This window comes from Nocardioides sp. NPDC092400 (genome assembly GCF_040684155.1).
GTDB lineage: Bacteria > Actinomycetota > Actinomycetes > Propionibacteriales > Nocardioidaceae > Nocardioides.
The window spans coordinates 657,097-676,336 of the sequence record NZ_JBFBFJ010000002.1; the positions used below are offsets into that span (position 1 = coordinate 657,097).

Consider the following 19,240-nt stretch of genomic DNA (forward strand, 5'->3'; position numbering starts at 1 on the left):
GTTACTAGGAAAACCGTAGCAGCATCGGTCGTGCGAGCGGGGTTACGCTGTCTGCATGGGTGAGACGGGGACCGAGCACGAGCCGCGCGCGTGCGACGCGGCGCTGGCCCGCGCCTTCGGCTTCCTCGGCAAGCGGTGGAACGGCGTGCTGCTGGCCACGCTGCTGCGCGGCTCCTCCGGCTTCGCCGACATCCGGCGCAACGTGCCGGGCATCAGCGACTCGATGCTCTCCGACCGGCTCGCCGAGCTCACCGGTGCCGGGCTGGTCAGCCGCAGCGTCAACCCCGGGCCGCCGACGTCGGTCACCTACGAGCTCACCGACGCCGGCCGGGCGCTCGCCCCCGCGCTGTCCGCCCTCACCGACTGGGCGCGGGACAACCTGCCGCCCCAGCGCTGCGCCGGCTCCTGACCGGGCCCCGGGCCGCAGCTCGGGGCTGCCGTGCCGCGGGAGGGGCACCGGTGGAGCGACCCCGAGAACCCAGGAGGACGCATGGCGACGATGCTGGCCGGACGGCTGAACACCAGGACCCACGAGCTCACGATGACCGAGGTGCCGGTGCCCGAGCCGGGCCACGGCGAGGTGCGGATCAAGGTGGAGGCGGCCGGCGTGTGCCTGTCCGACGTGCACCTGGTCGACGGGACCCTGAACCCGCTGTTCCTCCCAGGTGACGAGGTGACCCTCGGGCACGAGGTGGCCGGCACCGTCGAGGCGCTCGGGCCGGGTGTCGTCGGCGTCACCGAGGGCCAGCGCGTCCTGCTGCAGGCCGGGCAGGAGCACCACGACGGCACGATCCTGACCCGCGGCGTCGACTACGACGGCGGCTGGGCCGAGTACGCCCTGGCCCGCCAGGACACGGTGGTGCCGATCCCCGACTCGCTCCCGTTCGACCAGGCGTGCATCGTCCCGGACGCCGTCTCGACGCCGTGGGCGGCGGTCACCGCGACCGCCGCCACCGAGCCCGGCGAGGCCGTCGGCGTGTGGGGCCTCGGCGGCCTCGGCACCCACGGGGTCCAGCTGCTCCGCCTCGTCGGGGCAGCGCCGATCATCGCCGTCGACCCGGTGGCCGCGGCACGCGACCGCGCCCTGGAGTTCGGTGCCGACGTCGCGCTCGACCCGACGGCGCCGGACTTCGCCGACGCGGTCCGGGCGGCGACCGGCGGGCTGGGGCTCTCGGTGGCCTTCGACTTCGCCGGCGCCGCGCCGGTGCGCGAGCAGGCGCTCGCCGCACTGGGCGCCCGCGGCCGGCTGGTGCTCGTCGGCCTGGCCGGCACGCCGGTGACCATCCCGAACGACACGGTCTTCACCTACTTCCAGCAGCGGGTGCTGGGCTCCTACGGCTCCGAGCCGCAGCACGTCGTGCGCCTGGTCCACCTCGCGGCGCACGGCCGGCTCGACCTGAGCCGCTCGATCACCGAGGTGCTGCCGCTCGCCGACGCCCCGCGGGCGGTGGAGCGGCTGCAGCGCAAGGAGGGCAACCCGATCCGGCTGGTGCTCAAGCCTTGAGGGAGGGGCGGGTCCGCCCGCCGACGTGACGAGGGCCCCGCACGGCGTACGTGCGGGGCCCTCGAGCTCGGGGGACTAGGAGGTGTAGTCCTTCACGCACTGGTCGAACGGGTCGTCCTTCTTGAACAGGTTGTCGACGTAGCCGTCCAGCGCGCACTGCACGATGGCCTGGGCGACGCTGAGGACGCCGTCGACGGTGCCGACGCCGGTGGAGGGCAGCGGGGGCAGCGACGGCGTCGGGAGGCCGGGGACGCCGAGCCCGCCCTTCGGGCCGTCGCCCTTGCCGCCGTCGTCCTGGCCGGTGTCCCCGCCGGTGCCGGTGCCCGGCTGGGGTTGCGGCGCCGTGGAGGGCTCGGGGGCGGTCGAGGGGCCGGCGGACGGCGCGATGACCGTCTCGCCGCCACCGCCCTGCGGGCCACTGCCCACCGGGCCGGCGCCCGGCCCGGGGACGACCGGCGCGGGGGAGGGAGCGATGACGCCCGCGGCCGCGGTGCCGTTCGGGATCGACATGAAGTCGCCCTCGAGGTAGGCGTCCATGATCGAGAGGACCAGCGAGACGTAGCTGCCGGAGTGGTTGTAGCGGTAGACCGCGGCGCGGCGGCCGGAGTCGGTGGAGAGGTCGTCGCCACCGGAGCACAGGTAGACGGCGGTCGCGAGGGCGGCGTCGTCGATGTCCTGGGGGTTGCGCTGGGAGTCGCCGTCGGCGTCGACGCCCACGACCGACCACGTCGAGGGGATGAACTGCATCGGGCCGACCGCCCGGTCCCAGACGCCGTCGTTGTCGAACTGGCCGGCGTCGGTGTCGCGGATCGACTGGGTGTCGTTCTTGCCGTTCAGCGCGATGCCGTAGATGCCCGGGGTGGCCACGCCGTCGTCGTCGAGCGCGTTGCCGCCGTACCGGCCGTGGTCGGACTCCACCCGGCCGATGGCCGCGACCAGCTGCCAGGCGAGGTTGCAGGACTTGTCGGCGGAGTTGATGACCGTCTCGGCCCGCTGGTAGGCGGCGAGGGCCGCGGAGGGGATCGCGTTCGTCGAGGCCGTGCGGACGACCTCGGTCTTGTCGCCCTCGACCCCGGGGGCCACCGAGCCGGCCGCACCGGAGGAGACGCTCGCGGGTGCCTCGATGGCCTCGGTCGGGACCGAGGTGCCGTCGGGCAGGGACTCGGACGCCGGGGTCTCCGCGGACACCGTGACGGGGGCTCGCACGCCCGCCAGGCTCGCGGTCCACGCGGTCGAGAGGACGGCGAGGGGCACCAGGGCCGTCGCTCGCTGCCAGCGACCGAAACGCTTCACGGACATAAGGGGTTCTCTCCCGGTAGTAGCCGACCCAACCGCTCTCCCTCGACGGGCGGGTGTGACGTCCACAACGAAGAGTGTCACAGCGGGGTTACGCGTGTGTCCGCTTCGTGGACGCCGGGCCGCCCTCGTGCGCGGCCCGAGCGCAGGTTGCCCAACACGGTGTCACGTGAAACCGGTCACTCGCGCGAGCCGGGCGTGGCGCACCCGACATGGCGCGTTTCGCCTCCTCGGCGACAATGGTCGGGTGCCTCTCGACACCGCTGCCTCCGCCGACCTGTTCGCGCGTGCCCGTGCGGTGACCCCCGGCGGGGTGAACTCGCCGGTGCGCGCCTTCAACGCGGTGGGCGGCACCCCCCGGTTCATCCGCTCGGCCGCCGGTGCCTGGCTGACCGACCACGACGGCAACGAGTACGTCGACCTCATCTGCTCCTGGGGGCCGATGCTGCTGGGCCACGCCCACCGCGAGGTCCTGGCGGCCGTCCAGGCCGCGGTCGCGCGCGGCACGTCGTACGGCACGCCGACCGAGCCGGAGGTCGAGCTGGCCGAGGCGATCGTCGCCCGCACGCCGGTCGACCGGGTCCGGTTCGTCTCCTCCGGCACCGAGGCCACCATGTCCGCGATCCGGCTGGCCCGCGGCTTCACCGGCCGCGACGTGGTGGTGAAGTTCGCCGGCTGCTACCACGGCCACGTCGACCCGCTGCTCGCCTCGGCCGGCTCCGGCCTCGCGACGTTCGCGGTGCCCGGCACCCCCGGTGTGCCGACCTCCTCGACCGAGCTGACGTTGGTCCTGCCCTACAACGACCGGGCCGCGGTCGAGAAGGTCTTCGCCGAGCACGGCGAGCGGATCGCCTGCCTGGTCACGGAGGCGGCGCCGGGCAACATGGGCGTGGTCCCGCCCGAGCCCGGCTTCAACGAGTTCCTCGCCCGGACCTGCGCCCAGCACGGTGCGCTGTTCGTCAGCGACGAGGTGATGACCGGTTTCCGGGCCTCGCGCCAGGGCCAGTGGGGCCTGGACGGCGCGCACGAGGGCTGGCGCCCCGACCTGGTCACCTTCGGCAAGGTGATGGGCGGCGGCTTCCCGGCCGCGGCGTTCGGCGGGCGCGCCGACGTGATGGGCCACCTCGCGCCCGAGGGGCCGGTCTACCAGGCCGGCACGCTCTCGGGGAACCCGATCGCCACCACCGCCGGCCTCACCACCCTGCGCCTCGCGACCGAGGAGGTCTACGACCACGTCGGCCGGGCCGCGGACGTCATCAAGGGCGCCGCCGGCGAGGCGCTGGCCGCGGCGGGTGTGCCGCACACGGTGCAGTCCACCGGCACGATGTTCTCGGTCTTCCTCACCGAGGGGCCCGTGCGCGACTTCGAGGACGCCTCGCGCACGTCGGCCGCCGGGTACGCCGCGTTCTTCCACGCCATGCTCGAGCGCCAGGTCTACCTCCCGCCCTCGGCGTACGAGGCGTGGTTCCTGTCCTCGGCCCACGACGACCGGGCCGTCTCGACGGTCCTCGACGCGCTGCCGCACGCCGCCCGCGCCGCGGCGGCCGCGATGGACACCGCCGGGGGCGCGCGATGAGCGGCACCCCGGACACCGTCGTCCACCTCCTGCGCCACGGCGAGGTCCACAACCCCCAGGGCTTGCTCTACGGGCGCCGCGACGGGTTCCACCTCTCCGACCTGGGCCGGCAGATGGCCGAGAAGGTCGCCGGCGCCCTGCAGGACCGCGACATCGTCCACCTGCGCGTCTCCCCGCTGGAGCGGGTCCGCGAGACCGCGCAGCCGCTCGCGCTGGCCCGCGGGCTGGAGCCGGTCGTCGACGAGCGCGTCATCGAGTCCAGCAACGTCTTCGAGGGCGCCCAGTTCGGCGGCAGGGGCAACGCGCTCCGGGACCCGCGGAACTGGCGCCACCTGTGGAACCCGGCGCGCCCCTCGTGGGGCGAGCCCTACAAGCAGGTCGTCGCCCGGATGATGTCGGCCGTGCACGACGCGCGGCTGGCCGCGGAGGGGCACGAGGCGGTCGTCGTCTCCCACCAGCTGCCGATCTGGATCACCCGCCTGCACGTCGAGCGACGCTCGTTCCTGCACGACCCGCGCAAGCGGCAGTGCACGCTGTGCTCGGTGACCTCGCTCCACTTCGTCGGCGACCGGGTCGCCCAGGTCTCCTACAGCGAGCCCGCCGGCGACCTGATCCCGGTCCAGGACAAGCAGTCGCCGTTCTCGGCGGGCGGCGCGCCCGAGGAGAAACGGCCCCCCGCATGACGTCCCACGCACCCCGCGCCCGGCCCCGGGTCCGCCGTACCGTCGCCCTCTCCGCGCTGGTGGGGGTGGCGACCCTCGGCCCGGCGCTGAGCGGGTGCACCGAGACCGAGGGCACCGGCAACAAGGGGTACGTCACCGGTGACGGCCAAGTGACGGTCCTGGAGCCCGACGAGCGCGACGCGCCGGTCGAGCTGTCCGGGGAGGACCTCGCGGGCGAGGAGGTCGACCTCGCCGACCTGCGCGGCGAGCCGGTCGTGCTGCCGGTGTGGGGCTCCTGGTGCGTGCCCTGCCGCGCCGAGGCGCCCGACGTCGTCGCGGCGGCCGAGGAGCTCGAGGACACCGCCAGCTTCGTCGGCGTCAACATCCGCGACAACGAGGGCTCCGCCCGTGGCTTCGAGCGCGAGTTCGACGTGCCGTACCCCTCGATCGTCGACGACGGCACCGCGCTGGTGTCGTTCCCGGGCACCCTCACGCCCCAGACCGTGCCCGCGTTCGTGGTGCTCGACGAGGAGGGCCGCGTCGCCGCGAGCATCCTCGGCGAGCTGCCGTCCACCCAGACGCTGGTCGACCTCGTCGACGAGGTGCGCGGCGGCGAGCAGGCCGCAGGCGGGGCTGCCCGTGGCTGACTGGTTCCGCGACCAGGCCTTGTCCGGGTCGCTGGTCCTCGCCGTGCCCGTCGCCCTCGTGGCGGGCCTGGTCTCGTTCTTCTCCCCGTGCGTCATCCCGCTGCTGCCCGGCTACCTCTCCTACGCCACCGGGCTGTCCGGCGCGGACCTGGCCAGCGGCGAGGCGGAGACGCGTCGCGGCCGGATGCTGCTCGGCTCGGTGCTGTTCGTGCTCGGCTTCGCCGTGGTGTTCGTCGCCCTCGGCGCGCTCACCGGGCAGGTCGGCTACTGGCTGGTGACCTGGCGCCGCGAGCTCACCGTCGTGCTCGGCCTGCTCACGATCGTCCTGGGGCTGAGCTTCGCCGGGGCGGTCCCGCTGCTCCAGCGCGACTGGCGCATCCACCGCGTCCCCGCGGTGGGGCTCGCCGCCGCGCCGCTCCTCGGCTTCCTGTTCGGCCTCGGCTGGACCCCCTGCATCGGCCCGACGCTGGCCGCCATCTCCACCCTGTCGGTGAACGAGGCGACCGCGGGCCGGGGCGCCCTGCTGTCGGGCTTCTACGCCTTCGGCCTTGGCATCCCGTTCATCCTCGCGGGCCTGGCCTACCGGCGTGCGCTCGGTGCGTTCGCGTGGTTCCGCCGGCACCAGACGCTGGTCGTCAGGATCGGCGGCGGCATGCTCGTCGTCGTCGGCGTCCTCCTGGTCACCGGCTGGTGGGACCAGGCCGTCACCTGGGTGCAGACCGAGGTCGTCTCCTCCACGAGGACGTCGGTGTGAGCGACCCCCGCGAGACCCAGTACGAGACCCTGCCCGCCGGCCGGCGCGCCGGCGAGCTCACCTTCCGCGAGCTGCTCCGCTTCGGCTGGCGCCAGATCACCTCGATGCGCACCGCGCTGGTGCTGCTCCTGCTGCTGGCGCTCGCCGCCGTGCCCGGCTCGATCGTCCCGCAGGAGGGCGTCGACGCCCTGGCCTCCTCGCGCTGGCAGGAGGACCACCCGAGGCTCGCGCCGGTCTACGAGAAGCTCGGGCTCTTCGACGTCTACGGCTCGGTGTGGTTCTCCGCGATCTACCTGCTGCTGATGCTCTCGCTGGTCGGCTGCATCGTGCCCCGCACGATCGTCTACTGGCGCGCGATGCGCGCCCAGCCGCCCCGCGCCCCCCGGAACCTCTCCCGCCTGCCCGACGCCACGTCGTACCGCACCCACGAGAGCGTCGAGGAGGTGCTCGCCCGCGCCCGCACCGTGCTCGGTCGTCGCCACCGGGTGCGCAGGGCCGACGACGGCGCGACCGCCACCGAGGGCGCGGTCAGCGCGGAGCGCGGCTTCCTGCGCGAGGCCGGCAACCTGCTCTTCCACCTCTCGGTCGTGGTGGTGCTCGTCGGCTTCGCCGTCGGCGGCCTGTTCGGCTACAAGGGCGGCGTCATCCTGGTCACCGAGGACGGGTTCGGGAACTCCCTGTCCTCCTACGACGACTTCGTGCCGGGGCGGCTGTTCACCCCCGAGCAGCTGGACCCCTTCACCTTCACCGTCGACGACTTCGAGGTGAAGTGGCTGACCGAGGGCCGGGCCGCCGGCCAGGCGCGCGGCTTCGAGGCCGACGTCCGCTACCGCGAGGAGCCCGGCGCCGAGGAGCAGCGGTACGACCTGCGGGTCAACCACCCGCTCACCATCGGCAGCACCGACATCTTCCTCATCGGCCACGGCTACGCCCCGGTCGTGACGATCCGCGACGGCGACGGGGAGGTCGCCTACAGCGGCCCCACGATCTTCCTGCCCCAGGACCAGAGCCTCTTCTCCTTCGGCGTGGTCAAGGCGGCCTCCGCGGAGCCGCAGGAGATCGGCCTGGAGGGCGTGTTCTACCCGACGTTCGGCATGAGCGACGAGGGCGACCCGGTCAACCTGTTCGGCGACGACGCGAACCCGCTGCTGTCGCTCTCGGTGTACGCCGGCGACCTCGGCATGGACTCCGGCCCGTCCCAGTCGGTCTACGTCCTGGACAAGTCCGCTGCGGACCAGGTCATGCAGGAGGACGGCAAGCCGCTGCGCCTGGACCTGCGGCTGGGCGAGACCGTCGAGCTGCCCGACGGCCTGGGCTCGGTCACCTTCGACAGCGTCCAGGACTGGCAGCGCATCCAGATCAGCCAGACGCCTGGCAAGCTCGTCGCCCTCGGCGGCGTGGTCATGGCGCTGGTCGGCCTGCTGGGCTCGCTGTTCATCCGGCCCCGGCGGGTCTGGGTCCGCGCCCGTCAGGACGGGGACGGCACACTGGTCGAGGTCGCCGCGCTCGACCGCTCGGGCGGCGGCGACGTCGCCCCGGTCCTCGAGGACCTGGTGACCGCGCTGCGCGGTGACGCACCACGGGGCGACCGGCCCCACGAGACGAAGAGGGATGAGTCGTGACCGATGCTGCGTGGGAGACCCTGAGCAACCAGGCGGTGGCCGCCTGCGGTGTCGTGTACTTCCTGGCCCTGATCGCCCACCTCGTGGAGTGGTCCGCGCTGCGCAGGCTGCCGGTCGGCAGCGACGCCGCGGTGGCCGAGGCGCGCGTCCCGGTCGGCGCGGGCGCCTCGCCGGTCGTGCAGGACCTCTCGGCCCGTGAGCCCGACACCGAGCGGCGCACGGCGCTCTTCGGGCGGCTCGGCCTGCTGCTGACCGTGATCGCCACGGTGGTCCACCTCGTCGCCCTCGTGGGCCGCGGCATGGCCGCGGACCCCAACCGGGTGCCGTGGGGCAACATGTACGAGTTCACGCTGTCGGGCACGTTCGTCGTCAGCGCGGGCTACCTGCTGACCCACCGCCGCTTCGGGCTCGCCTGGATGGCGCCGATCATCGTGGCGTTCGTCCTCGTGCTGCTGATGGTCGACGTGATCTGGCTCTACGACCCGGTCGCGCCGCTGTCGGAGGCGCTCGAGTCGCCCTGGCTGGTGATCCACGTCGTGTCCGCGGTCATCGCGACCGGCGCGTTCACCCTCGGCGGCATCTGCTCGGTGCTCTACCTGCTCAAGGAGCGCCGCCCCGACACCACGACCGGCTACCTGGCGCGCGTGCCGCAGCCGGCCGCGCTGGACCGGATCTCCTACCGGATGCACGCCTTCGGCTTCCCCGTCTGGACCTTCGCGGTGCTCATCACCGGCCCGATCTGGGCGCACCAGGCCTGGTCGTCCTACTGGAGCTGGGACCCCAAGGAGGTCTGGGCGTTCATCACCTGGGTCGTGTACGCCGCGTACCTGCACGCCCGGGCGACCGCCGGCTGGAAGGGCCGCAACGCCGCGATGCTGGCGCTGCTGGGCCTGGCCACGCTGTGGTTCAACTTCATCGGGATTAACTTCTTCTCGACCAACAGCCAGCACTCCTACGCGGCGCCGGCGGTGGTCGAGCCCGCGGCCGTCGGAAGCGGGCAGCCCGGCTCAGCCCTCGGCGAGCTCCCGCAGTCGCTGGGCTGAGAGGTCCGTGGCCGACTCGAACTCACCGGGGTGGGAGGCCACGACCTCCCCGTCGACGATCAGGACGGTGGAGGGCAGCCGGCTGGGGCTGACCGCGGGCGCGTAGCTGAGCATCAGCTCCATGTCCGGGTCGCGCCAGCTGGGGTAGTCCGCGCCGGTCTCGTCGAGGAACTCCACGGCGTACTTCTCGTAGCGGTCCAGGGAGACGCCGACGACCTCCACGTCGTCGCGGTCGGCCACGTCCGCGAGCAGCGGCATCTCCGCGCGGCACGGCCCGCAGTAGCTGGCCCAGAAGTTCAGCAGCACCGGCTTGGCGCCGTCCACGGCCTCCCCGCCGGCCGCGCGGATCGGCTCGCCGCCGGGCAGGTCGACCTCGACGGGCTTCTCGAGCCGGGTCCAGCCCAGGCTGACCGGCCCGTCGTCCTCGCCGCCGTCGGGGGGACCGCTGTCGCCGGTGCAGGCGCTGGTGGTGAGCAGGGCCGTGAGGAGCAGCGCGCCGAGCCGGGCGCGCGTCGGGGTGGGGCGGCTCATGTCAGGCGTCCGGGTCCTCGGGGTGCTCGGGGTGCCGGCGCTTCCGTTCGAGGTCGCGCAGGAAGTCCGGGTCGTCGTCGGGGCCGAGCGGAGGGGCCGGGGGACGGGGCGCACGCCCCGGGCCCGTCGGACGGACCGGGCCGCCCCGACCGCCACCGCCGCGGGCCAGGCCGCGACGCTCGATCACCCGGATGGCGACGTACGTCGCGAGCGCGAAGAGCGCGACGACCAGGAGGAGCTTCAGCACACCTCCAATGTAGGTCGCGGGCCCACAGCGCCTACCCTGGAGGTCGTGAAGGAGTTCGTGGTCTACACCGCCCTGCGCATCGCCCTGTTCCTCGGGTCGCTGGCGCTCGTCTTCGGCATCTGGTGGCTCGTCGCCGGCGAGGTGCTGGTGCTGTGGGCCGTCGTGATCGCGTTCGTGCTCAGCGGGCTCGGCTCGCTGTGGCTGCTGAACGGACCGCGCGAGGCGTTCGCCATGCGGGTCCAGGAGCGCGCGGCGCGCGCGTCGAAGGCGTTCGAGGAGATGAAGGCCAAGGAGGACGTCGACTGACGTCCCGGCCGGCTCAGCGGCGCTTGCGGGCGTCCAGCTGACGCCGGACGCGCGCCTCGGACTGGCCGAGGACCTTGGCGAGCAGCTGCACCCGCATCCTCCACGCCACGACGGCGACGACGAGGAGTGCGACGAAGACCAGGAAACCCATGGCGCCAGCCTACGACCGGCGCCCCACGCCGGCCCGGGCGTGCGCCCTACGCGGCGAGGAACAGCGGCACGGCCACCAGCGCCGCCCACACCAGCTCCGCGCCACCGGTGCGCTGCAGCACCGGGATGAGCGCCGGCCCGCCCGCGCCGCCGAGGACGACACGGGTGGCGGTGCCGGCCGGCACGAGGAAGCCCAGGCCGAGCAGCGCCCACCACGACGTGAGGGCCGCGACGGAGACCACCGCGACGGCCGCGACGGCGACCAGCGCGGCGTACAGCAGCCGGGTGGAGCGGTCGCCGAGGCGGACCGCGAGGGTGCGCTTGCCCGCGACCGTGTCGGTGGGGATGTCGCGCAGGTTGTTGGCGACGAGGATCGCGCACGCGAGCGCACCCACGCCGAACGCCGCGGCGAGCGCGGCGGGCTCCCACGTCCGGGTCTGGACGTAGGTCGTACCGACCACCGCGACCAGGCCGAAGAAGACGAAGACCATGACCTCGCCGAGCCCGAGGTAGCCGTAGGGCCGCGAGGTGCCGGTGTAGCCCCAGGCGGCCAGCACGCACACCAGCCCGACCGCCACGAGCCACCAGGCCGTCGTCGCGGCGAGCACCACGCCGGCGACCCCGGCGACGCCGAAGGCGAGGAACGCCGCGCGCTTGACCGCGCCGGGGGCGGCCGCGCCGGAGCCGACCAGGCGCATCGGGCCGACGCGCACGTCGTCGGTCCCGCGGACGCCGTCGGAGTAGTCGTTGGCGTAGTTCACCGCGACCTGGAGCGCCAGGCTCACCACCAGGGCGAGCAGCGCCTTCCACCACACCCACTCGTCGACGTACGCCGCGACGCCGGTGCCCGCGAGGACGGGCGAGACGGCAGCGGGGAGGGTGCGCGGTCGCGCGCCGGCGACCCAGTCGGATGCAGATGCCACGAGGGACGATTGAACCCGACTGGAGACGGGGCGCGGGCGGCGACCCCGGCGCGGAGGACTAGCGTTCGTCGTGTGGTTGCCGCCGTTCCGACCCTCGAGGCGTGGCTCGCCGCGGAGGCGGAGCCCGACCCCTGGGTCGTCGAGACGTCCGGCTCCACCGGCCGTCCCAAGCGCGTGCTCCTGCCGCGTCCGGCGGTGCTGGCGTCGGTGCGCGCCTCGGCCCGCCGCCTCGGTGCGAGCGGCCAGTGGCTCCTCGCGCTCCCGGAGGGCTACGTCGCCGGCCTGCAGGTCGTCGCGCGCTCGGTGGTCGCCGGCCACGAGCCGGTGCGGCTGGAGGAGCACGCCTCGTTCACCGCGGCGGCCGCGGCGATGACCGCCGAGCACCGGTTCACCTCGCTGGTGCCGACCCAGGTGCGCCGGATGCTGGAGGTGCCCGAGGAGGCGGCGGCCCTCGCCTCGTTCCACACCGTCCTGGTCGGCGGCGGACCGGTCGACCCCGCGCTGCGCCGCCGGGCCGCGGAGGGCGGCGTGCACGTGGTCGCTACGTACGGCGCCGCGGAGACCGCGGGCGGCTGCGTCTACGACGGGGTGCCGCTCGACGGCGTCGGCCTCGCGCTGGACCGGGACGGCCGGATCCGGCTCGCGGGGCCCACCCTCTTCGCGGGCTACGACGCCGACCCTGAGCTGACCGCGCAGGTGCTCGTCGACGGCTGGTACCTCACCTCCGACGCCGGGCGCCTCGACGAGGACGGCCGGCTGCAGGTGCTCGGCCGCCTCGACGACGTGGTCGTCACCGGCGGCGTGAACGTTCCCGCGCCCGCCGTCGCGGCCCGGCTCCTCGAGCACCCCGGCGTGCGGGCCGCCGAGGTGCTGGGCGTCCCCGACGAGGAGTGGGGCAACCGGCTGGTCGCCTTCGTCGTCGGCCGTGACCGCCAGGTGCCGCTCGCGGAGCTGCGCGACTGGGTCGGCGCCGCCCACCCGCGGTCGTGGGCACCGCGCCAGCTCGTCGCCCTGGACGAGGTGCCGCTGCTCGGCAACGGCAAGCCCGACCGGCTCGCGCTGCGCCGCCTGGCAGGAGAGGCGTCGTGAGCGCGCTGCGGGTCTTCAGCCTGCCGATGCGCACCCGCTTCCGCGGCATCACGGTGCGCGAGGGCGTCCTCCTCGAGGGCGAGGCGGGCTGGGGCGAGTGGTCGCCGTTCCTGGAGTACGACGCGGCCGTGGCCGAGCCGTGGCTGCGGTGCGCGGAGGAGGCCGCCGCGGGGGACTGGCCGGACCCCGTGCGGGCCAGCGTGCCGGTCAACGTCACGGTGCCCGCAGTCGATGCCCAGCGGGCGCACGACATCGTGCGGGCCGGCGGCTGCTCGACCGCGAAGGTCAAGGTCGCCGAGCCCGGCCAGTCGCCCGCCGACGACCAGGCGCGCGTCGAGGCGGTGCGCGACGCGCTCGGGCCGGGCGGTCGGATCCGGGTCGACGTCAACGGGCTGTGGAGCGTCGAGCAGGCCCTCGAGCGGCTGCCGGTCCTCGACCGGGCGGCGGGCGGCCTGGAGTACGTCGAGCAGCCGTGCGCGAGCGTCGAGGAGCTCGCCGCGGTCCGACGTGCGGTGGACGTCCCGGTCGCCGCGGACGAGTCGATCCGGCGTGCGGCGGACCCCTACCGCGTGCGCGACCTCGAGGCGGCCGACGTGGCGGTGCTCAAGGTGCAGCCGCTGGGTGGGGTGCGCGCGTGCCTGCGGATCGCGGAGGACATCGGCCTGCCGGTCGTCGTCTCCTCGGCGCTGGAGAGCTCGGTCGGGCTCGCCGCGGGCGTCGCGCTGGCGGCCGCGCTGCCCGAGCTGCCGTACGCCTGCGGGCTGGCCACCGCCCAGCTGCTTGCGGCCGACACCACCGCCGACCCGCTGCTGCCCGTCGACGGCGAGCTGCCCGTCCGGGTGCCGCCGCTCGACCCCGGCCACCCCCGCGCGTCCCCCGACCGCGTCGCCCACTGGGAGGCCCGGCTCGCGGAGGTCCGCGCGCTGCGCGACGAACGGGGCGGCACGAGGGGGGACCGCCGATGAGCGCCGGGTCGACCGACCTGGCCCGGTCCGTGGTGACGGCCCTGCTGGAGGCCGGCGTCACCGAGGTCGTCCTCTCGCCGGGCTCGCGCAACGCGCCGCTGTCCTTCGCGGTCCACGAGGCGGCCACCGCCGGGCTGCTCCGGCTGCACACCCGCATCGACGAGCGCACCGGCGGGTTCCTCGCCCTGGGCCTGACCAAGGTCGGTGCCCGGGCCGCGGTGCTGTGCACCTCCGGCACGGCCGTCGCCAACCTGCACCCGGCCGTGCTCGAGGCCGCCCACGCCGGGCTGCCGCTGGTCGTGCTCACCGCGGACCGGCCCGCGCGGCTGCGGGGGACGGGCGCGAACCAGACGACCGACCAGGTCGGGGTCTTCGGCCGGCTCGTGCGGACCCGGGACCTGCCCGTGGCCCCGCTGGTGCTCGAGGCCGACGGCCCCACCCACCTCAACGTCCAGCTTGACGAGCCGTTGGTCCCCACCGACCGGTGGACGCCGCCGACCCCTGCCCCTGCCCCGTCCCCGGCCCCGCCCGCTCCCGCGAGCGCCGCCGGGCCGACGCCCGGCGCGTCCGGCGACCTGCTGCCGCTGGGCCCGCGCACCGTGGTCGTGGCCGGCGACGACGCGGGCCCGCCCGCCCGGGTGCTGGCCGAGCGCGCCGGCTGGCCGCTGCTGGCCGAGCCGACCTCCGGCTCGCGCACCGGCGACAACGCCCTGCGCTGCTACCGCCTGCTCCTCGACACCGACCTCGGCCGCAGCATCGAGCGGGTCGTCGTGGCCGGCCACCCGACCCTGTCCCGCCCGGTGACCCGGCTGCTGTCCCGCGCGGACGTGGAGGTGGTCGCGGTGCCGGCCCGCGGCGCCTGGGCCGAGCGGCCCTTCCCGGTCGACCGCCACGTCGTGCGCCCGGTCGTCGAGGGGCAGGAGCAGCCCGGCTGGCTGGATGCCTGGCGCGAGGCCGACCGGTCGGTCGCCCGGCAGCTGGACCGGCTGCTGGCCGCCGAGCCGGCGCTGACGCCGCACCAGGTCGCCGCCGCGGTGAGCCGCGGCACACCTCCCGGCGGGCTGCTGTACGTCGGTGCGTCCAGCCCGATCCGCGACCTCGACCTCACCGTCGCCCGCTACGAGGTCGGCGACCGGCGCAAGGTGGTCGCCAACCGCGGGCTCGCCGGCATCGACGGCACGATCTCCTCGGCGGTCGGCGCCGCGCTCGGCCGGCCCCACGGCACCCGCAACCTCGCGCTGATGGGCGACGTGACGTTCCTGCACGACAGCACCGGGCTCGTCCTCGGACCCCGCGAGGAGCGGCCGGACCTGACGATCGTGGTGGTCAACGACGACGGCGGCGCGATCTTCTCGATGCTCGAGCAGGGGGCGCCCGAGCACGCCGAGCCCTTCGACACCCTCTTCGGGACCCCGCACGGCGTCGACCTGGCCAGCCTCTGCGCGGCCACCCGCACACCGCACTGGCGCGTGGACACCCTCGCCGAACTGGAGCACGCCCTGGCCAGCCCGAACGGCGGGATCGAGGTCGTCGAGGCGGTCGTGGAGCGCCGGACGCGTCGTGACCTGGACGAGCGGATCAGGTCGCTTCGTCCCTAGCGGACAATGGTGCGGTGGAGATCGCCCTGCTGCTCTGCGGCATCGCCGTGGCCGTCCTCGTCGCGACAGCGGTGGCCGAGCGGATCGACGTACCAGCGCCGTTCCTGCTGATCGCGGTCGGCGTCGCGGCGTCGTACCTCCCGCAGGTCCCGCAGGTCTACCTCGACCACGACGTGGTGCTGCTGGGCCTCCTGCCGCCGCTGCTGTACGCCGCGGCGCAGCAGACGTCGCTGGTCGACTTCAACGCCAACCGCCGGCCGATCCTGCTGCTGTCGGTGGGCCTGGTGGTCTTCACCGCCGCCGGGGTCGCGGTCGTGGCGCGGCTGGTGCTGCCGGACCTGCCGTGGGCGGTGGCGCTCGCGCTCGGCGCCGTCGTCGCGCCGCCGGACGCGGTCGCCGCGACCGCGATCGGGCGGCGGATCGGCCTGCCGCGCCGGGTCGTGACGATCCTCGAGGGGGAGTCGCTGCTCAACGACGCGACCGCGCTGGTGTCCCTGCGCACCGCCCTCGCGGTCGCCGCCGGCACCGGCCTGGACGCGTGGGGGGTCACCCTCGACTTCGCCGTCGCCGCCGGCGGGGGAGTGCTCGTGGGCGTCGTGTTCTTCCTGGTCGTGGCCAAGGTGCGGCGCCTGGTCACCGACCCGCTGATCGACAGCGCGATGTCGCTGGTCGTGCCGTTCGCGGCGTACCTCGCCGCCGAGGAGGTGCACGCCTCCGGCGTCCTCGCCGTGGTGGTCGCCGGCCTGCTGCTGGGCCACAAGGCGCCGGTGCTGCAGAGCGCGCAGTCCCGGATCGCCGAGCGGCTCAACTGGCGCACGATCGCCTTCGTCCTGGAGAACACCGTCTTTCTGCTCATCGGTCTCCAGGCCTGGTGGATCGTCGAGGGGGCCGCGGACAGCGACCTCGGCCTGGGCCGGATCACGGCGTTCTGCCTCGCGGTGCTGGCCGCGGTCGTGGTGCTCCGGATGGTGTGGGTCTTCCCGTCGCGCTACCTGCTGGTCCGGCCGGGGCCCGAGCTCGAGACCGGCAAGCCGCCGCCGTGGACGCACACCTTCATCCTCGGCTGGGCCGGCATGCGCGGCGTGGTCACGCTGGCCGCGGCGTTCGTGGTGCCCGAGGACACGCCGTACCGCGAGGTGCTGCTGCTGGCCGCCTTCACGGTCGTGGCAGGGACGCTGTTCCTGCAGGGCATGACGCTGCCGTGGTTCGCCCGGCGGCTGCAGGTGCCGGCGCCCGACCCGGCCGAGGACGCCCTGGCCCGCGCCACCCTGCTGCAGCAGGCGTCGAAGGCGGCCTTCGAGGAGCTCGACCGGCTGGAGTACGAGGACCAGCACGGCGTCGTCGACCTGATCCGCCAGCGGGTCGACCAGCGCAACTTCGCCGCCTGGGAGCGGCTCGGCACGACCCCCGACCAGGAGAGCCCCAGCGACCTCTACGCCCGCGTGCGGATGGCGATGATCGAGGCCGAGCGCCGCCGCGTGCTCGAGATCCGCGGCTCCGGCTCCACGCCGGCCGACGTGGTCGCCGACGTGCTCTCCATGCTCGACGTGGAGGAGTCGATGCTGACCGTCGCCAGCGAGGAGCGGGCGGAGCTCAAGCTCGTCCAGCGCGAGGCGCGTCGTACCGGTGCCGGCTGCGAGGAGCTCGACGCCCACCCGTCGGTCGAGACGGCCGAGGACCCGGCGTGCGCCGACTGCCTCGCCGAGGGCACCCAGTGGGTCGCCCTGCGCCAGTGCCTCGACTGCGGCCACGTCGGCTGCTGCGACTCCTCGCCGCGCCAGCACGCCACCCGGCACTTCCACGACACCGCCCACCCGGTCATGCAGTCCGCCGAGCCGGGCGAGGACTGGCGCTGGTGCTACGTGCACCACACCACCGCCTGAGCGTCCGGTCGGTGGCCGAGCGGCGGCGGCCAGCGGCCGCCCTCAGTGCCCCGGCGTGAACCGCACGGGGAACGACAGCGCGCCGGTGTTGCCAGAGACCGGCAGCCAGCGGCCGGGGCCGTCGGGGACGGCGTCCGGCATCCGGCGGGCGAGCAGGGGCAGCGCGACGGCCATGTCGGTGCGGGCGACGTAGTGGCCCAGGCAGTGGTGGATGCCGGCGCCGAAGCCGTGGTGCGGCGGCCGCTCGGCGGTGATGTCGAACGCCGGTGAGGGCACGGCGCGCGGGTCGGTGCCGGCGCTGTGGGAGAGCACCTGCACGATGCCGCCGGCCGGGACGTGCAGGCCGTGGAGGTCGACGTCCTCGACGGCCTCGCGGGTCACCCAGGTGACCGTCGGGTTGACCCGCATGACCTCCTCGACGGCGTTGCGCCCGAGCTCGGGCCGCTCGCCGAGCAGCCGCCACTGGTCGGGGTGCTCGAGCAGGGTCTGCACGGCCAGCCCGAGCTGGTTGCGGGTGGTCTCCATGCCGGCGAAGGCGAGGAAGACGAGCGCGACGTCGAGCTCGCGGCGGCTCAGCCGCTCGCCGCCCTCGCCACCCTGGCTCGCCTGCACGAGCGCGGTGACGAGGTCCTCGCGCGGGTGCGCCGCCCGGTCGGCCACGACCTCGTCGAGATAGCCGGTCAGCCCCTCGATCGCCGCCTCGATCCGGGGCACCTGGTTGCCGACGTCGATCGAGAACGACGCGCCGAGGTCGTCGGCCCAGTGCGCCACCTGCTCCCAGTGCGCCTCGTCGAGGCCGAGCAGCCGGCAGATGACCCGGGCGGCGTACGGCTCGGCGAGCTCCGCGACCAGCTCGACGCGTCCGCGCGGCGCGAAGGCGTCGACGAGCTCCTCGGCCAGCGCCTGGAAGCCCGGCACCATCGCCTCGATCGCGCGCTTGCGGAACGCCGGCAGCATCAGCCGCCGGATCCGGGCGTGGTCGTCGCCCTCCAGGCTCAGCAGCGTCTCGCCCCACCAGTCGCTGAACAGGCCGGAGTGGATGCCGTTCTGCTCGGGCCACCGGGCGTTGCCCTGCCGGAACCGGCGGTCGCGGAGGACGGCCGACGCCTCGGCGTACCGCAGGACCGCCCAGCCCCAGGTCGTCTCGACGTACCAGTCCTCCTCGCGGGCGGCGTGGACCTCCGCCGAGGTGACGTCGAAGGCCGGGTCGGACAGGTCGAACCGGCGGCGGCCGGTCACGGCCGGACCATGCGGATGTGGAGGCCCTCCTCGGCCTGCTCGAACGCGCCGTCGGGGTGGTAGCCGTGGTTCTCGTAGAAGCGGATCGCCCGCTTGTTCGGCTCCAGGACCCACAGGTACGACGGAGCGTCGTCGACGGTGGCCACGAAGAGCAGGTGGCCCAGGCCGGTGCCCCACCAGTGCGCACGGACGTAGAGCGCGAGCAGCGGCAGGCCGAGCTCGTCGGGCTCGCCCGCGCCGGCGAAGCCGACCAGTCCCTCGGGCGCCTCGGCGACCAGGGTCCGGTCGTGGAGCGCGACCATCTCGCGCCACACCTCGATCCGCTCGGCGAGGTGCTGCTCCTTGTCCCGACGGACCTTCTCGGGCACCAGGTGGGCGTAGGCCTCCTCCCACGAGGCGACGTGGAGACGCCCGAGCGCGTCGGCGTCGTCGAGGACCGCCGGCCGGATGGTGACGCCGTCGGAGCGGTCGGAGGAGGTCATCCACTCATCGTATGGAGCGTCCGGACGGCGTCGGTCAGGGGATTGCCGCCCGATTACGGTGACGTCATGCGGATCACCAAGCTCGGCCACGCCTGCGTCCGGATCGAGCACGAGGGCACGACGGTCGTGCTGGACCCCGGCGGCTTCACCGACCCGGACGCGGTCGACGGCGTCGACGCGGTGCTGGTCACCCACGAGCACGCCGACCACTACGCCGCCGGCTCCCTGCGCCGCGCGGAGGCGCCGGTGCACACCATCGAGGGCGTCGCGGCGCACGTGCGCGAGGACGCCCCGGACCTCGTCGACCGGCTGCACGTCGTCTCGCCGGGGGAGCGGTTCGAGGTCGGAGCCGTCTCGGTGCGGGCCGTCGGCGAGCTGCACGCGGTCATCCACCCCGAGCTCCCGCGGATCGCGAACTGCGGCTACGTGCTGGAGGCCGGCGGCACGTCGGTCTACCACCCCGGCGACGCCCTCACCGGGCCCGGCCAGGACGTCGACGTGCTGCTCCTGCCGGTCTCCGCGCCCTGGCTGCGGGTCGCCGAGGCGGTCGACTTCGCCCGCGAGGTCGGCGCGCGCCGCAACCTCGCCATCCACGACCGGATCTACTCCGACGTCGGCCTCGGGGTCGTCGGCGGGCACCTGGAGCGGTTCCTCGAGCCGCGCGGCCAGGCCTACACCCGGCTCGCCGACGGCGAGGACCTCTGACCCGCCCGGTCGCCCCCC

Annotated in this window: 21 protein-coding genes; 14 read left to right on the forward strand and 7 right to left on the reverse strand. The window is 74.6% G+C overall.

What is annotated here, in order from left to right:
* Nucleotides 1-55: 55 nt before the first annotated feature.
* Together AB0N29_RS10605 and AB0N29_RS10610 are read left to right on the forward strand one after the other, a co-directional pair.
* Nucleotides 56-409, forward strand: coding sequence for a helix-turn-helix domain-containing protein (locus AB0N29_RS10605; protein WP_302269522.1), 354 nt, complete (start codon nucleotides 56-58; stop codon nucleotides 407-409).
* An 81-nt stretch (nucleotides 410-490) separates the two neighbouring features.
* A complete protein-coding gene (locus AB0N29_RS10610; RefSeq protein ID WP_364866481.1) occupies nucleotides 491-1,504 on the forward strand; it encodes a zinc-binding dehydrogenase in 1,014 nt (337 codons plus the stop codon).
* A gap of 75 nt (nucleotides 1,505-1,579) precedes the next feature.
* Here AB0N29_RS10610 and AB0N29_RS10615 read toward each other — a convergent pair whose 3' ends face one another.
* On the reverse strand, nucleotides 1,580-2,710 hold the full coding sequence (locus AB0N29_RS10615; RefSeq protein WP_364866483.1) for a lytic murein transglycosylase: 1,131 nt from the start codon (nucleotides 2,708-2,710) through the stop codon (nucleotides 1,580-1,582).
* A 337-nt stretch (nucleotides 2,711-3,047) separates the two neighbouring features.
* On the opposite strand from AB0N29_RS10615, the gene hemL reads away from it, so the two are divergent.
* Genes hemL through ccsB form a run of 6 tightly spaced genes read left to right on the forward strand, consistent with a single transcriptional unit; the run spans nucleotide 3,048 to nucleotide 9,104 of the window.
* The gene (gene hemL / locus AB0N29_RS10620) at nucleotides 3,048-4,376 is read left to right on the forward strand and encodes a glutamate-1-semialdehyde 2,1-aminomutase (RefSeq protein WP_364866485.1); all 1,329 of its coding nucleotides are present in this window, start codon (nucleotides 3,048-3,050) and stop codon (nucleotides 4,374-4,376) included.
* Nucleotides 4,373-5,059 (forward strand): histidine phosphatase family protein, encoded by a 687-nt coding sequence (locus tag AB0N29_RS10625; protein ID WP_302269526.1) that lies wholly within the window; start codon nucleotides 4,373-4,375, stop codon nucleotides 5,057-5,059. Before hemL ends, AB0N29_RS10625 begins: the two co-directional genes overlap by 4 nt.
* The gene (locus tag AB0N29_RS10630) at nucleotides 5,056-5,685 is read left to right on the forward strand and encodes a TlpA disulfide reductase family protein (protein ID WP_364866487.1); all 630 of its coding nucleotides are present in this window, start codon (nucleotides 5,056-5,058) and stop codon (nucleotides 5,683-5,685) included. The genes AB0N29_RS10625 and AB0N29_RS10630 overlap by 4 nt, the downstream gene beginning before the upstream one ends.
* Nucleotides 5,678-6,439: a cytochrome c biogenesis protein CcdA gene (locus AB0N29_RS10635; RefSeq protein ID WP_302269528.1), complete on the forward strand. Its 762-nt coding sequence runs from the start codon at nucleotides 5,678-5,680 to the stop codon at nucleotides 6,437-6,439. Before AB0N29_RS10630 ends, AB0N29_RS10635 begins: the two co-directional genes overlap by 8 nt.
* Entirely contained in the window at nucleotides 6,436-8,061 is a 1,626-nt protein-coding gene (locus AB0N29_RS10640) for a cytochrome c biogenesis protein ResB (RefSeq protein WP_364866489.1), read from the forward strand. The genes AB0N29_RS10635 and AB0N29_RS10640 overlap by 4 nt, the downstream gene beginning before the upstream one ends.
* Nucleotides 8,058-9,104 (forward strand): c-type cytochrome biogenesis protein CcsB, encoded by a 1,047-nt coding sequence (gene ccsB / locus AB0N29_RS10645; RefSeq protein WP_364866491.1) that lies wholly within the window; start codon nucleotides 8,058-8,060, stop codon nucleotides 9,102-9,104. The genes AB0N29_RS10640 and ccsB overlap by 4 nt, the downstream gene beginning before the upstream one ends.
* On the opposite strand, the gene AB0N29_RS10650 is transcribed toward ccsB, so the two are convergent.
* A complete protein-coding gene (locus tag AB0N29_RS10650; protein ID WP_302269531.1) occupies nucleotides 9,069-9,635 on the reverse strand; it encodes a TlpA disulfide reductase family protein in 567 nt (188 codons plus the stop codon). The genes ccsB and AB0N29_RS10650 overlap by 36 nt on opposite strands.
* Before the next feature lies 1 nt (nucleotide 9,636).
* Nucleotides 9,637-9,882 carry a hypothetical protein gene (locus AB0N29_RS10655; RefSeq protein ID WP_364866494.1) on the reverse strand — a complete coding sequence of 82 codons (246 nt, stop codon included), beginning with the start codon at nucleotides 9,880-9,882 and terminating at the stop codon, nucleotides 9,637-9,639.
* Nucleotides 9,883-9,927: 45 nt separating this feature from the next.
* On the opposite strand from AB0N29_RS10655, the gene AB0N29_RS10660 reads away from it, so the two are divergent.
* Complete coding sequence (locus AB0N29_RS10660; RefSeq protein ID WP_302269534.1) at nucleotides 9,928-10,188, forward strand: DUF4229 domain-containing protein; 261 nt, start codon at nucleotides 9,928-9,930, stop codon at nucleotides 10,186-10,188.
* A 13-nt stretch (nucleotides 10,189-10,201) separates the two neighbouring features.
* On the opposite strand, the gene AB0N29_RS10665 is transcribed toward AB0N29_RS10660, so the two are convergent.
* The gene (locus AB0N29_RS10665; RefSeq protein ID WP_364866497.1) at nucleotides 10,202-10,339 is read right to left on the reverse strand and encodes a hypothetical protein; all 138 of its coding nucleotides are present in this window, start codon (nucleotides 10,337-10,339) and stop codon (nucleotides 10,202-10,204) included.
* A gap of 46 nt (nucleotides 10,340-10,385) precedes the next feature.
* A complete protein-coding gene (locus AB0N29_RS10670) occupies nucleotides 10,386-11,261 on the reverse strand; it encodes a 1,4-dihydroxy-2-naphthoate polyprenyltransferase (RefSeq protein ID WP_302269536.1) in 876 nt (291 codons plus the stop codon).
* 72 nt (nucleotides 11,262-11,333) lie between these two features.
* On the opposite strand from AB0N29_RS10670, the gene AB0N29_RS10675 reads away from it, so the two are divergent.
* Genes AB0N29_RS10675 through AB0N29_RS10690 form a run of 4 tightly spaced genes read left to right on the forward strand, consistent with a single transcriptional unit; the run spans nucleotide 11,334 to nucleotide 16,796 of the window.
* The gene (locus tag AB0N29_RS10675) at nucleotides 11,334-12,350 is read left to right on the forward strand and encodes an AMP-binding protein (protein ID WP_364866499.1); all 1,017 of its coding nucleotides are present in this window, start codon (nucleotides 11,334-11,336) and stop codon (nucleotides 12,348-12,350) included.
* 5 nt (nucleotides 12,351-12,355) lie between these two features.
* Nucleotides 12,356-13,315 (forward strand): o-succinylbenzoate synthase, encoded by a 960-nt coding sequence (locus tag AB0N29_RS10680; protein ID WP_364866860.1) that lies wholly within the window; start codon nucleotides 12,356-12,358, stop codon nucleotides 13,313-13,315.
* The gene (gene menD / locus AB0N29_RS10685; RefSeq protein ID WP_364866501.1) at nucleotides 13,312-14,913 is read left to right on the forward strand and encodes a 2-succinyl-5-enolpyruvyl-6-hydroxy-3-cyclohexene-1-carboxylic-acid synthase; all 1,602 of its coding nucleotides are present in this window, start codon (nucleotides 13,312-13,314) and stop codon (nucleotides 14,911-14,913) included. Before AB0N29_RS10680 ends, menD begins: the two co-directional genes overlap by 4 nt.
* Before the next feature lie 14 nt (nucleotides 14,914-14,927).
* Complete coding sequence (locus tag AB0N29_RS10690) at nucleotides 14,928-16,796, forward strand: Na+/H+ antiporter (protein ID WP_302269539.1); 1,869 nt, start codon at nucleotides 14,928-14,930, stop codon at nucleotides 16,794-16,796.
* A 42-nt stretch (nucleotides 16,797-16,838) separates the two neighbouring features.
* On the opposite strand, the gene AB0N29_RS10695 is transcribed toward AB0N29_RS10690, so the two are convergent.
* A complete protein-coding gene (locus tag AB0N29_RS10695) occupies nucleotides 16,839-18,035 on the reverse strand; it encodes a cytochrome P450 (protein WP_364866504.1) in 1,197 nt (398 codons plus the stop codon).
* Nucleotides 18,032-18,517 (reverse strand): GNAT family N-acetyltransferase, encoded by a 486-nt coding sequence (locus AB0N29_RS10700; protein ID WP_302269541.1) that lies wholly within the window; start codon nucleotides 18,515-18,517, stop codon nucleotides 18,032-18,034. The genes AB0N29_RS10695 and AB0N29_RS10700 overlap by 4 nt, the downstream gene beginning before the upstream one ends.
* A gap of 66 nt (nucleotides 18,518-18,583) precedes the next feature.
* On the opposite strand from AB0N29_RS10700, the gene AB0N29_RS10705 reads away from it, so the two are divergent.
* Complete coding sequence (locus tag AB0N29_RS10705; protein ID WP_364866507.1) at nucleotides 18,584-19,222, forward strand: MBL fold metallo-hydrolase; 639 nt, start codon at nucleotides 18,584-18,586, stop codon at nucleotides 19,220-19,222.
* Nucleotides 19,223-19,240 lie beyond the last annotated feature (18 nt).